General features: G+C 38.6%; 10 protein-coding genes. 9 read left to right on the plus strand and 1 reads right to left on the minus strand.

The window, feature by feature from the left end; genetic code table 11:
- Positions 1 to 2 precede the first annotated feature (2 nt).
- The 9 genes from DHW03_RS18690 (at position 3) to DHW03_RS18730 (ending at position 13,153) form a co-directional block, all read left to right on the plus strand.
- Positions 3 to 1,700, plus strand: coding sequence for a porin family protein (locus DHW03_RS18690; protein WP_109927375.1), 1,698 nt, complete (start codon positions 3 to 5; stop codon positions 1,698 to 1,700).
- Between the two features lie 54 nt (positions 1,701 to 1,754).
- Positions 1,755 to 3,251: an HU domain-containing protein gene (locus tag DHW03_RS18695; protein WP_109927376.1), complete on the plus strand. Its 1,497-nt coding sequence runs from the start codon at positions 1,755 to 1,757 to the stop codon at positions 3,249 to 3,251.
- On the plus strand, positions 3,251 to 3,961 hold the full coding sequence (locus tag DHW03_RS18700) for a MotA/TolQ/ExbB proton channel family protein (protein WP_109927377.1): 711 nt from the start codon (positions 3,251 to 3,253) through the stop codon (positions 3,959 to 3,961). Before DHW03_RS18695 ends, DHW03_RS18700 begins: the two co-directional genes overlap by 1 nt.
- A complete protein-coding gene (locus tag DHW03_RS18705) occupies positions 3,961 to 4,362 on the plus strand; it encodes an ExbD/TolR family protein (protein WP_109927378.1) in 402 nt (133 codons plus the stop codon). The genes DHW03_RS18700 and DHW03_RS18705 overlap by 1 nt, the downstream gene beginning before the upstream one ends.
- Complete coding sequence (locus DHW03_RS18710) at positions 4,362 to 5,177, plus strand: energy transducer TonB (protein ID WP_109927379.1); 816 nt, start codon at positions 4,362 to 4,364, stop codon at positions 5,175 to 5,177. The genes DHW03_RS18705 and DHW03_RS18710 overlap by 1 nt, the downstream gene beginning before the upstream one ends.
- Positions 5,178 to 5,214: 37 nt before the next feature.
- Positions 5,215 to 6,507 carry a bifunctional folylpolyglutamate synthase/dihydrofolate synthase gene (locus tag DHW03_RS18715; protein WP_109927380.1) on the plus strand — a complete coding sequence of 431 codons (1,293 nt, stop codon included), beginning with the start codon at positions 5,215 to 5,217 and terminating at the stop codon, positions 6,505 to 6,507.
- 69 nt (positions 6,508 to 6,576) lie between these two features.
- Positions 6,577 to 8,235 (plus strand): alkaline phosphatase PafA, encoded by a 1,659-nt coding sequence (gene pafA / locus DHW03_RS18720; protein ID WP_109927381.1) that lies wholly within the window; start codon positions 6,577 to 6,579, stop codon positions 8,233 to 8,235.
- A 160-nt stretch (positions 8,236 to 8,395) separates the two neighbouring features.
- Positions 8,396 to 11,767, plus strand: coding sequence for a methylmalonyl-CoA mutase family protein (locus DHW03_RS18725; protein ID WP_109927382.1), 3,372 nt, complete (start codon positions 8,396 to 8,398; stop codon positions 11,765 to 11,767).
- A 108-nt stretch (positions 11,768 to 11,875) separates the two neighbouring features.
- Positions 11,876 to 13,153 carry an acetyl-CoA hydrolase/transferase family protein gene (locus tag DHW03_RS18730; RefSeq protein ID WP_109927383.1) on the plus strand — a complete coding sequence of 426 codons (1,278 nt, stop codon included), beginning with the start codon at positions 11,876 to 11,878 and terminating at the stop codon, positions 13,151 to 13,153.
- A gap of 56 nt (positions 13,154 to 13,209) precedes the next feature.
- Here DHW03_RS18730 and DHW03_RS18735 read toward each other — a convergent pair whose 3' ends face one another.
- A complete protein-coding gene (locus tag DHW03_RS18735; protein ID WP_109927384.1) occupies positions 13,210 to 14,190 on the minus strand; it encodes an acyl-ACP desaturase in 981 nt (326 codons plus the stop codon).
- Positions 14,191 to 14,594 lie beyond the last annotated feature (404 nt).

The following is a 14,594-nucleotide window of genomic DNA, read 5'->3' on the forward strand; positions in this document are numbered from 1 at the left end:
TTATGAAGTCGATTAAATATATATACAGTTCATTATTTTTCCTAGCCGCCGGATTAATGACGGCTCAGGCACAGGATAAAAAAACTGAAGAAAAAGCCACCGTAAACGAAGAAATTGAAGTTGTACGCCCCTATAAACCAATTTTGGCAGAAGCCGTAAAACTGAGAAGAAGTCCGAATTTAGATGATGTAAAAACCTACAAGGCAAAGCTAAATTACAGCCTAACCGATAGAAAGTTAGAACTGAATAGTGATATTAAAAAATTGCAGGCACAGCAACTGGCCGACGAAAAAGAAACCGTACTGATTAACAATTACGTTAAAGGTGCATTTGGGTCTTTAGCAACACTTTTAGGCGAAGCCTATTTTAACACCGGGAAAGATGAAGGCCTGCAAGTTGGAGGTTACTTTAAGCATTTTAGCCAGGAGGGAAAATTAAACAAACAAAATAGCAGTAGCCAACAGCTAAGTGTTTTTGGTCGCAGCATTTTAGAAGAAAATACCATTAGTGGCCGGGTAAACTTCGAGCGAAATGGCGTTCACTTTTATGGCATCGATAACGATCGCCCCGCATTAAATCCAAATCCTGAAAAACAGGCACTAACGATGTTCGAGGCAGAAGGCGAGTTGGTTAAAAACTTTACAGAAGATGAGGATGCACTAAGCTACGCCTTAAAAGCGAATGGCTACGTTTGGAGCGATAAATTCAGTGCAAAGGAAAATTATTTTACCGCTAACGGTTATTTAAACAAACGAATTAGTTCGTTAAACTTAGGTTTGGCAGCCGCTGCAGAATTTGGGAATACTAAAGATGCCTTAACCAGCGTAGGAAATAACCTATTGCGGTTAAATCCATACATCCGTTTACAAGTGAAAGGCGCAAAAATTACAGCGGGTATTAACTTCGTTCAGGAGTTTGGTGCATACAGCAGTTCAAGAATCTTCCCATCCGTTACTGCAGACTTCACTCTAATTCCAGATTATTTACAAATTTTTGGAGAGGTAAAAGGCGATGTTAACCGAAATTCTTTAAAGGGATTTACAGATGAAAACCCTTGGTTAAACAGCAACATTCTAATCAAGAACACCGTAGAGAAATTAAGTTTCAGCGCAGGCATTAAAGGAACAGGTGGTCCTGGCTTTGGTTACAAAGCCCGTGTATATGTTAAGCAGTTTGATGATATGCCTCTATTTATAAATAACTACACCGATTTCAATAAATTTGATGTGATTTATGACTTCGGCAAAACCAAATTAACAGGTTTGGAGGGAGAAATTTCCGTGCAAGTTAGCGATGCGTTAAAATGGACAGGCAAGCTGAATGTTGATGATTGGAAACCCGCACAAGAAACCTACAGTTGGTTTAAACCAGGTTTAAAAGTGAGTTCAAATTTTGTTTATACATACAATAAAAAACTAAGCTTTAATGCTGGGGTTGTGATTCAGGACGATGTTAAAGCCAAATTGAACATTGCCGCTCCGGTTAGTCCATTGCAATATGTGGTTCCAAACCCTGCAATAGAATCTATTGTTACCGTTAAGGGCTATGTTGATTTAGGTTTGGGCGCAGAGTACAGAATTAACAATAAATTTTCTGTGTTTGCAAAAGCGAATAACATCCTAAACAGTAATTACAGCAGGTATTTATTTTATCAGGTAAACGGATTTAATATTTTTGGCGGACTAACCTATTCATTTTAAACGCATTAAATTAATTATTGTGTAGGTTTAGAAAAAACGCTTAATTTTACCAGAATGGACATCTTATCATACCTCTTAGAGCTCTTGCAACAAAGCAAGGAAGTCAGTATTACTGGCTTAGGAACTTTCTATAAAAAGAAATTTCCAGGCAGATACGATAAGGAAAAACAGTCGTTTTTACCTCCGGGCTACACTTTGCAGTTTACAAGCGAAGTTAGAGATGCGGAAAATTTAGTCAATTTTATTGCTGCTAAACGAAATATTTCTACCGATAGCACCAATCATTACATTTCTCGCTTTGCTGACGATGTAAATAAACGATTAGAAATTGAACATGAAGCTGAGTTGGAAAATATTGGTAGGCTGTTTTATACCGAACACGAAGGTTTAAGCTTCGAGCCGGCTCAAAGCGTTAGTTACGGATCGGAATTTTACGGATTACCATCAATTCAAGCAGCAGATGATTCTGCAGAGGAAGTAGCTGTACCACATCAGAAAGAAGATGAAGGGGAGATTTATGATGAGATTGCAGAAGCACCAGTTGTTCCTTCTGAATCGCAAAAAACCATCGAAAGCGAAGCCACTTTTCCAGTTATAGAAAACGTAGAATTGGATGAAGTTAAGGATGACCTTAAAAATACCCTGAAGCATTCAGGACCACTGGAAGCAGAAGCAGAAGTTCCAGAATTTATAAAAGAGCAACATCAAGAAAATCCTGACCGTTTTGGGCACACGCCGGAATCAGAGCAAGGTAGCGATGAGCATAAGGGAGGTATCATTGATGCTCCTGAATTTATAAAAGAACAACACGAGGAACATCCGAATCGTTTTGGCCATACACCTGAAGTTGAAATACCAAAAACTTACATCAATTTACACGATGATGTTGTTGAACACGAAGAAATCGTGCCGGTTGAAGAAGTTATAGAAGCACCTGGATTTATCAAAGAACAGCATGCCGAACATCCAGAACGTTTTGGCCATGATCCACTGTTAGATGAAACCAGCGCGGACGAAAGCAAATCAATCTGGCCTAAAATATTGGTTGGTATATTAATTTTAGCTGTAATTGGCGGCCTTCTTTATTTTATTAAACCGGAATTGTTCACGCCAGTAGCCAAAGTTGATCAAAAACAAGCTCCGGTAGCTATTGATTCGCAAAAAGTTACAGTGGATACCGCAAAGTTAAAGCAAGATTCCATAGCAAAAACAGATAGCATTTTAAAAGCCAATCAGGTTGTACCTAAAAAAGATAGTGTTAAAAAAGCCGCTTTAGCATCACAAAAGCCGGCACTATCAGATGTAATGGCTGGAAATACAACCTTCCACATTATTGGAGCTTCCTTTAAAACGGTTAAAAAAGCAGAACAATTCATTCAACAAATGAAAGGTTATGGAATATCAGCTAAAATTGTTCCCATAGAAGGCCCTTATAAAAAAGTAAGTATTGCTTCATTTAAAACAGAGAAAGAAGCTTTTGAAGCCAGACCAGCTTTAAGCAAAAAAGTTAGAATAAAAGAATTAGACATTAAACAGATAAACACACCATAATGACGACCCTATTAACCATTCTTCAAGACACTACACAAGCATTGCAAGACACCGCACAGGTAGCTAACCCAACGTTAAGCCAACCCGCACCAGAGATACATTTTATTGATTTACTGTTTAAAGGTGGCTGGGTAATGATTCCTTTGGCATTTTTGGCCGTTTTAGCTTTGGTTATTTTCTTCGAACGTTACATAACCATCAAAAAAGCCACTAAAGACGAGTCTAACCTGATGGGTCAAGTTAGAACTTACATCCAAGCTGGAAATTTAGAAGGCGCATCTGCGATGTTGAGAAACAATAACTCTCCCCTATCTCGCATGTTGCAAAAAGGACTAAAACGTATTGGTCGTCCAATTAAAGACATTGAGGGTGCTATTGAAAACGTTGGCAAATTAGAAGTTTCCAAATTGGAAAAAAACATCAGTATTTTAGGCATCGTTGCCGGAATTGCACCAATGCTCGGTTTCGTAGGTACAATTGTTGGGGTAATCACCATCTTCCATCAAGTATCCATCAAAGGCGCAATCGAAATCGGCACCATTTCAGGAGGTTTGTACACCAAAATGATTACCTCAGCAACGGGGTTGATTATAGGAATCATAGCCTACGTTTTATACCACATTTTAAATATCATGGTAGAGAAAATCATTCTTAAAATGGAAACCGATGCAATTGATTTTATTGATTTATTAGAAGAACCAGGCAAATAATGAATTTACGCAAAAGAACAAAAGGAAGTGTAGAAGTACATACATCAGCACTGAACGATATCATGTTCTTTCTGATGCTGTTTTTCTTATTGGCCTCTGCAGTGGTAAATCCAACCGTAGTTAAACTACTGTTGCCTCAATCCTCTAGCGGACAGCAATCTACAGCTAAAAAGGCGGTTACCGTAACCATAGACGAAAACTTAAAATATTTCGTTGAAAAAAAACCGGTAAGCATAGAAGAATTACAACCCGTATTGGAAGGATACCAGAAATTAGCACCAGATATGACCATCTTGTTGTACGTATCTCGTAATGTAACCTATCAAGATGGTTTTGTAGTGAACGACATCGCAAATAAATTAAAGTTAAAACTTGTAGTAGCGGTTGAGCCTAAAAAATAATGACTCATAAAGAAGAAAATAATTACCCAAAAGCATTTGCCATTTCAATTGGCATTATGGCCCTTTTATTGGCCATAAGCTTTATAATCGTGATTGGTTCTTACCAACCACCCGAAGAATTGGGTATGGGCGGTATGGTAGTTAACTACGGCACCTCTGCCGAAGGTATGGGCGACGATTACACCAGCATCGAAGAACCATCTGCCGATCCAAATGCAAATAATAAGAGGCCAGACAAGGTAACACCAGAAGAAAAAGTTACCCCAACCACATCTACAGAAAGTAGCGATAAAGACATCCAGACACAAAACACAGAAGAAGCCATAAGCATTAACACAAAACCTCAAAAGGCAACTTCTTCAACGCCAACAACCACAACAGAAGAAAAACCTTCTAAACCTGTTATCAACCAAAATGCCTTATACAAAGGCAAGAAAAATACCGGGCAGGGCGGTGGAGATGGAACCGGCTCAACAGCCGGAAATCAAGGTTCCGTTAATGGCGACCCACTATCAAACAACTACGGCGAAGGGGGCTCAGGCTTTGGAAACAAACCTATCGAATTAAGACGGTTTTCAAATTTAGTTATCCCGAAAGATGACGGACAGAAAACAGGTAAAGTGGCCATAAGGATTTATTTCAACAAAGCAGGCGCAATTACAAGAGCCAACCAAGAGTTAAAAGGTTCTACCATTACAGATACAGAATTGGTTAATAAATGCATTCAAGCCGTATTGAATTCATCTTTGAGTAAAACAGATGTTGGCGGTGATAGCCAAACAGGTGTAGTTGTTTTCAATTTTAAAGTGAAGTAATTTTGCAATCAACGTTCCATTACGCTTATCCTTATTCATGTTGAACTATCAGCAAACACTTGATTATCTGTACAGTAAACTTCCAATGTTTACACGTATCGGCGCAGCAGCCTTTAAAAAAGATTTAACTAACACCCTAATTCTTTGCAAAGCTTTAGATCAACCCCAGCATAAATTTAAAAGCATTCACGTTGCCGGTACAAACGGTAAAGGGTCAACATCGCACATGCTGGCTTCCGTATTGCAAGCTCAAGGTTACAAAACCGGGCTATACACTTCGCCCCATTTGAAAGATTTTCGGGAGCGTATTCGAATAAATGGCAAAATGATCTCAAAAACAGAAGTCATAAAATTTGTTCAACAACAAAAAACACTAATTAGAGAAGTAGAGCCCTCTTTCTTTGAAGTTACGGTAGCCATGGCATTTGATTATTTTGCAAGGCATCAAGTAGATGTTGCCGTAATCGAAGTGGGCTTAGGCGGCCGCTTGGATTCAACAAATATCATCAAGCCAGAAATTGCGGTGATTACCAACATCAGTATGGATCATACCAATATGCTCGGCAATACCATTGAAGAAATTGCAGGAGAAAAAGCAGGGATCATCAAGCAAAATATCCCGGTGGTTATCGGAGAAACGCAAGAAAAATCAAAAGGCGTTTTTTTAAATAAAGCGGATGAAATGCATGCCCCAATCGTTTTTGCAGATGCCGTTCTATCCGCAAACAATATCTCCGTGAAAAATAACAAACTGCATCTCAACATATTTCAAGCTGCTGAACTTAAATTCGAAAACCTACAAAGCGACTTAACCGGACTGTATCAGCCAAAAAATGTGCTTACCGTTTTGCAAACTTTTGAAGTATTGAATCAGCACACCGAAATTAAAACTTCAACAGAAAATATTTATAAAGGCTTAAAACAAGTAAAAAAACGAACAGGATTGCAAGGGCGTTGGCAAACGTTGAGCAAAATCCCACTAATCATTTGTGATACGGGCCATAACGAAGCCGGAATAACGGAAGTGGTAAAAAACATCGAGCAGACCCCGCATAAAAACCTACACCTAGTTTTTGGCATGGTGAAAGATAAAGACATTTTAAAAGTGCTATCATTATTACCAAAGGATGCAAAATATTATTTCTGCAAACCAGATTTAGAGCGAGGCTTAGATGCTAAAGATCTTCAAGAACAGGCTAAGGCATTAGGATTACAGGGAAAAACCTTTAATTCTGTTGCAGAGGCGAAGTCAAAGGCAATCGAATTAGCCAGTATGGATGATTTAATATTCATCGGTGGGAGTACCTTCGTTGTTGCAGAATCCCTATAAAAACTTTACAAAAACTTCAAAAATTCTTCATCTAAAAATTGTTACTTTAGCCGAATAACAAAAATAAGAATGAAGAAAATATCTTACTTAATCTTTTCCCTATCGCTCTTTTCGCTATCCATTGCCTCTGCGCAAACCAAAAAAACCACATCACCACAACCAAAAGCATTTCCCGCCGAAGTTGCCAGACCTAAATTGGTTGTTGGCCTAGTTGTTGATCAAATGCGCTGGGATTATTTATACAGATACTACAATCGATATACAAATGGAGGCTTTAAAAGGTTAGTTAACGAAGGTTTCTCTGTAGAAAATACTTTAATCCCATATACCCCAACTTATACTGCATGCGGACACACTTGTATTTATACAGGTTCAGTTCCAGCGCTGCATGGTATAATCGGTAACGATTGGTACGATGCTGAAACAAAAAAGAATTTATATTGTACGGAAGATACATCTGTTACGACCGTTGGAAGCACACCTTCATCAGAAGGCCAAATGTCTCCAAAAAACATGTTAACCAGCACCATAACAGATGAACTTCGATTGTCCACCAATTTTAAAGGCAAAGTAATCGGCATCTCCTTGAAAGATAGAGGTTCTATCCTTCCGGCAGGACACACAGCAAATGCTGCATACTGGTATCAAGGTACAACCGGCAACTGGATCACCAGTTCATATTACATGAAAGCGGTACCAACATGGATTGCAGATTACAATAAATTAAAGTTGGCAAATAAGTTTTACGCCAAAAACTGGGAAACATTATATCCCATTAATACCTACGTAAACAGCACCGCTGATGAAAAAGCTTATGAAGGTAAAACAAGCACCTTTCCGCACCAGCTTACACAAAACATCGATAAAAACTTTGATGCCATCAGAAGTACACCGTATGGAAATACGATCACTTTAGATTTAGCAAAACTGGCCATTTTATCCGAAGATTTAGGACAAGACAACAACACCGATTTCTTAGCAGTGAGCTGTTCATCAACCGATTACATCGGACATGGATATGGACCAAACTCTATCGAAGTGGAAGACACCTATTTACGATTAGACAAGGATGTGGAAGAATTTCTAAACTATTTGGATAAAAAAGTCGGTAAAGGAAACTACACCATTTTCTTAACTGCTGATCATGGCGCAGCACATGTACCCGGTTTTATGACAGAAAATAAAATCCCTGCAGGTGTAGTCAGTGATAGAGATATTGCCACTAAACTGAATGCCTTCTTAAATGAAAAATTTAAGGTCAACAACATCGTGTTAAGATCCATGAATAATCAGATTATCTTCGATCACGATAAAACAGATAACGGATCAGTGAGTTTCGACGTAATTAAAGCTGCATCTATAGAGTATTTAAAAAAACTAGATGGCTTTGCTAACGTAGTTGACATTTCTAGAATAGCACAATCTACACTTCCAGAAATTCAAAAAACAATGATAACCAATGGCTACAATGCCAGAAGAAGTGGAGATCTTTACTACATACTAAATCCGAATTGGTTTAATGGCAGCAGCACTGGTACAACCCATGGCAACTGGAATCCATACGATGCCCACATCCCATTGGTATTTATGGGCTGGGGAATTAAACAGGGTGCTTCAAACAAGACACATTACATGACAGATATTTCTGCAACACTTGCAGCCCTGCTCCACATACAAATGCCAAACGGTTGTGTTGGAGAACCCATAACCGAGATTACCAATAAATAACTTACCAAGGCCACCAATTCGGTGGCTTTTTTGTTTTATTACTGTATCAATATCATTAAAAAACCATCCAATAACAAGTATTTGCTACATTTGCATACCAAATATATACAAGCAATAAGTTTAGAAAAATCTTCCTTTTCTATCCCAAGAATCCACAAATATGCAACAAGTAGAAATATATAAACCTAAAAATAAAATCCGGTTCGTTACAGCAGCTTCTTTATTCGATGGACACGATGCCACGATAAACATCATGCGTCGAATTCTTCAGTCGTCTGGAGCGGAGGTTATTCATTTGGGGCATAACCGATCAGTTGATGAAGTGGTTAATTGTGCCATACAGGAAGATGTTCAAGGTATCGCAATGACATCTTATCAAGGTGGTCACCTAGAATATTTTAAGTATATGTATGATCTGCTTCAAGAAAAAGGATCAGGACACATCAAAATATTTGCCGGCGGTGGAGGCGTAATCCTTCCTTCAGAAATTGAAGAGTTGCAACAATATGGCATTTCTAAAATTTATTCTCCAGATGATGGTCGTAAAATGGGTTTACAAGGTATGATAAATGATATGTTGCAAAAAACCGACTTCGTGACCAAAGCCAGCATAACCGATGAACTTGCAACCATACCTACCAAAAGCATCAAAGCCATAGCAGGGGCCATCACCGTTGCAGAAAATGATCCCGAAGGCGCTCAGCAATTTGTGGATGAACTCAAAAAGTTATCCAAAAACAATAAAGCACCAATACTCGGCATCACCGGAACGGGAGGCGCAGGCAAATCATCATTAGTGGATGAACTGGTTCGAAGATTTCTGGTAGAAGTTAAAGATAAAACCCTTGCCATAATCTCTGTCGATCCCTCCAAGAGAAAAACAGGTGGCGCACTCTTGGGCGATCGAATTCGAATGAATGCGATTAATAATCCCAGAGTGTACATGAGATCCTTAGCCACTCGCCAAGCAAATCTCGCGCTATCAAAGAACGTACAAGAGAGTATTGATATTTGCAAAGCAGCAGGTTACGATCTCATTATTGTGGAAACTTCGGGAATTGGACAATCTGATACCGAAATTACCGAACATTGCGATGTTTCTTTGTACGTTATGACACCAGAATTTGGCGCTGCCACTCAATTGGAAAAAATTGATATGCTAGACTTTGCAGATTTGGTTGCCATAAATAAGTTCGACAAAAGAGGTGCTTTAGATGCCTTGCGAGATGTGCGTAAGCAATACAAACGGAATCACAATATTTTCGATGCAAAAGATGAGGAAATTCCAGTTTATGGAACAATGGCTTCTCAATTTAACGATCCTGGAATGAACAATTTATTTGTTGCCTTAATGCAGCAGATAAAAGAAAAAACTGGAACAGATTTCCATGCAAAAATGGAGCTTACATCCGATCAATCAGAAAAAGTTTACATCATCCCACCAGACCGAATCAGATATTTAGCAGAAATAGCAGAAGCCAGTCAAACCTATAACGATTGGGTCAATCAGCAATCAAGTATTGCCAGAAAAATGTACCAATTGAAAGGTGTGATGGATTTATCTAAAGAACACCAATCCCTTTCATTGGGCGCTGGATTACAAGAAGCCTACAATTTTTTTGAGGAACAACTAGATGGAACCTGTAAAAGATTACTTCGCCAATGGCCTGAAACCAAAAAAGCCTACAAAGAAGAATTTTTCGTTTACAAGGTGCGCGACAAAGAAATTAAATTGCCTTTGTATTACGAATCCCTGTCAAAATTAAACATTCCGAAGGTTTCTTTGCCAAGATATGAAGATTGGGGCGACATTTTACGCTGGCTACTCACAGAAAATCTCCCGGGAGAATTTCCTTATGCGGCAGGCGTATTTCCACTTAAACGTGAAGGAGAAGATCCAACCAGAATGTTTGCCGGAGAAGGTGGACCGGAAAGAACAAACAAACGTTTCCATTACGTTTCTTTAGGGCAACCCGCACATCGCCTTTCAACAGCTTTTGATTCTGTAACGCTCTATGGCGAAGATCCTCATATCCGTCCGGATATTTATGGTAAAATCGGAAATTCTGGCGTAAGTATCGCTACTTTAGATGATGCAAAGAAACTCTATTCTGGATTTGATCTCTGTGCAGCCTCCACCTCGGTTTCGATGACCATAAACGGCCCTGCACCCATGTTATTGGGCTTCTTCATGAACGTGGCTATTGATCAACAATGTGAAAAATACATCATCGCAAATGGCTTACAGGAAGAAATTCAGGAGAAAATAGAAGCGATTTATAAAGCTAAAAACACAACTCGTCCAAGTTATCAAGGCGAGCTCCCTTTAGGAAATGATGGTCTTGGTCTAATGCTTTTGGGCGTTACAGGAGATGAAGTATTGCCGCCAGATGTCTATTCGGAAATACGAGCCAAGGCAATAAGTTCAGTACGTGGAACGGTTCAGGCCGATATTTTGAAGGAAGATCAAGCGCAAAATACCTGTATATTCTCAACAGAATTTGCCCTGAGAATGATGGGCGATATTCAAAAATACTTTATTGATGAAAAGGTAAGGAATTTCTATTCCGTATCCATCTCAGGCTATCACATTGCTGAAGCGGGCGCTAACCCAATTTCTCAACTTGCCTTTACTTTGAGTAATGGATTCACTTTCGTAGAATATTACTTAAGCCGTGGGATGCATATTGATGATTTTGCACCCAATCTATCGTTCTTCTTTTCAAATGGTATTGATCCAGAATATGCAGTGATTGGCAGAGTAGCCAGAAGAATTTGGGCAAAAGCAATCAAAAATAAATATAAAGGGAATGATCGTTCTCAGAAATTGAAATATCACATTCAAACTTCCGGGCGATCTTTACACGCACAGGAAATCGATTTTAATGATATCAGAACCACTTTGCAAGCTCTGTATGCCATATATGATAATTGTAACTCCTTACACACCAATGCATATGATGAAGCCATTACAACCCCTACGGAAGAATCTGTAAGAAGAGCAATGGCCATTCAGTTGATTATAAACCGCGAATTGGGATTAGCTAAAAATGAAAACCCGCTACAAGGTGCTTTCATAATCGAGGAATTAACAGACTTGGTTGAAGATGCCGTACTTGCAGAATTCAAAAGAATAAACGATCGTGGAGGGGTACTTGGTGCAATGGAAACGATGTATCAACGAGGTAAAATTCAGGAAGAAAGTCTTTATTACGAAACACTAAAACACACGGGAGAATACCCTATTGTTGGGGTGAATACGTTCTTAAATAAAAACGGCTCACCAACAATTATTCCTGGAGAAGTTATCCGTGCAACAGAGGAAGAAAAACAATATCAAATTTCCGCACTACAAAAATTTCAAGAAAGAAATGAAGACAGATCTGCTGCACTTCTAAAAAACCTACAAAAGTCGGCCATTGAAGGACAGAATATCTTCGAGCAGCTCATGGAAGTTTGTAAGGTTTGCTCTTTAGGCCAAATTAGCAAAGCGCTTTACGAAGTAGGTGGTCAATATAGGAGAAACATGTAGAGATTGTTTTGAGTAAAAAAATGACTAAGATCAAATTATTTTGAGCACTTTAAAACAAGAAATCCATCCAGCAATGGATAACTTAGCTAAAATTAATTTGATCTTTACATGCCAACACTCAATTACGTTAGTGCTGCAGCAGCAGTGCAAAATATTCATTCAGGTAACCGAGTTTTTCTTCATGGAAGTGCAGCAACCCCAATTCATATCATTCATGCGTTGCAAAACAGACATCAGGAATTAAAAAAGGTAGAGCTTGTGAGCATCACTAGCTTTGGAGATGTGGATTTCAATGATGAGAAATACCGAAAAAGCTTTTTCATCAATTCTCTTTTTGTATCGGCCAATACCAGAAAGATTGCAAACAGCAATTTTGGCGATTACATTCCAATTTTCTTAAGCCAAATTCCACAGCTTTTCGAGAGTAACATTTTACCCATTGACGTTGCAATCATTCATGTATCCCCACCAGACAGACATGGCTATTGTTCATTAGGAACATCGGTTGATATTGCGAGGGCAGCCGTGAAGGTAGCCAAATTTATCATTGCACAAGTAAATCCGAAAATGCCGCGTACCCATGGAGATAGTTTTATTCATGTAGATAAAATTGATAGTTTGGTTTGGCATGAGGCAGAACTTCCAGAAATAAACTATGAAAGTGGCGCGACAGAAGCCATAAAACAAATTGGCAAAAACATAGCTGAATTAATAGAAGATGGAGCCACTTTGCAACTTGGAATAGGTACCATACCCGATCAGGTTTTAAAAAACCTAAGCAATCACAAAAATTTAGGCATTCATACAGAAATGCTATCTGATGGTGTAATTCCATTAATTCAAAATGGTGCAATTAACAATAGCCAAAAGAAAATCAACAGAGGAAAGTCGGTTACAAGTTTCATGGCCGGTACGAGACAGCTTTATGATTTTGTGGATGACAATCCAGAAATAGAAGTATTAGACATTAGCTACGTTAACGATACCAGTATCATCAGAAGAAATAACGATATGATTGCCATAAATAGCGCAATTGAGATTGATCTAACTGGACAGATCTGTGCAGATTCAATAGGCACTTACCAATATTCTGGTATTGGCGGGCAAATGGATTTCATGCGCGGCGCTTCCCTCTCACAAGGTGGAAAACCAATTATTGCCTTACCGTCAATCACAAACAAGGGAATTTCAAGAATAACACCATTTTTGAAAGAAGGTGCGGGAGTAGTGACAACACGCGGACATGTACATTGGATTATTACGGAATATGGAAAGGTAAACCTGTTCGGGATGAACTTGAAACAGAGAGCTAAAGCGTTAATTAGTATAGCCCATCCCAGCCATATCGAAAATCTGGAAAGAGCTTTCCATGAAAGATTTAAATAAGAAAGCCCCGCTTCTGTTTAGAAACGGGGCTTGTAAATGTCTGAATATTATTAATTTTAACCGGCTATCCAGCTAAATTTGTAATCAATCGTTGGATTCTTCATGCGTTCTGCAACTTTCAATAGTCTTGATGGCAGATTCATGATATAATCACGGGCTTTCTCTCCTGCCTCATCTAAATCGCGCATGCCTTCAATTTTCCAATCAATAATCAATTGTTGCATGATCTCTACATAATCAACGGCAGTATAAACACCTAAGCGCTGTGCTGCATCTGTAAAATGGCCAAAAGTTTGCCCAATTTTCAAACCCACTTCTCTCAAAAAATGAGCTGGCATCACAATCTTCTTACGCATCATATCTTCAAAAGCCAACATAGCTTCATTAGGATCAACCTCAAAAATACGGTTCATAAAATCTTTATAAGCTTTAGCATGTCTAGCTTCGTCTGACGCGATCACACCACACATCTTAGACAGCAAGGTATCGCCATCTTTCTTCGCTAAGGAAGCTACTCTTCTGTGCGAAACATTAGTAGCCAATTCTTGAAAACTAGTATATATGAAGTTGCGATATGGATCATGTCCTGTACCAATGTCGAAACCATCGGCAATAAGATATTGCGTTGAAATCTCCATCTGACGCATATCTACACGACCAGATAAGTATAAATATTTGTTTAATAAATCACCATGACGATTTTCTTCTGCTGTCCAATGACGAACCCATTTCATCCAACCGCCTTCTTCGTCTCTGCTGTGTCCGTCAACCATTGCAAGCCATGATTCATAGGTAGGTAAAGCTTCTTCAGTAATCGTGTCGCCAATCAAAACCGCTACTAAATCATACGAAAGATCTTTTGCGTTTTCCCTTAAAATCCTAATATCTTGGTAGAATGTTTCGCTTGTAGAATCTGGTAAAAAATCAGAAGGCTGCCAGTTCGTGTCAATTGGTTTCAAATAAGTTCCCATCGACTCGAGCATATATTTTTCAATATGCATCATTACTTCCCTTCTTTTATCTGCAAAAAAACTCATTTACTTATGCTTATATTTTTGTTAAAAACAAAGATAACCAAATATTATCGCAAACCTTAGCATATTAGCATAATTGCATCAGTTGAGCTTAAAAAAGATTAAATTTTATTAATAATGTAATAGATATGGGGAGATAAGATCAAAGTACCTTATAGATACCGATTGGAGAATGGAGGGCTTGAATTGAAGAAGGCCCTATTTATTTAAATTTCCTGAAAATTAGGGCGGATAAGATTACATGTGATGTGCTAAATATGCTATTCATAAATGGCCAAACAGCTGTATGGAATAAAAAAAGGGTATAAAACAAGAAAACCCTGCAACGTTAGTTACAGGGTTTCTTTTAAGATCTGGCACCGACCTACTCTCCCACGTGTTACCGCAGTACCATCGGCTCTGGCGGG

It is taken from the genome of Pedobacter yonginensis (genome assembly GCF_003173595.1).
Taxonomy (GTDB): Bacteria; Bacteroidota; Bacteroidia; order Sphingobacteriales; family Sphingobacteriaceae; genus Pedobacter; species Pedobacter yonginense.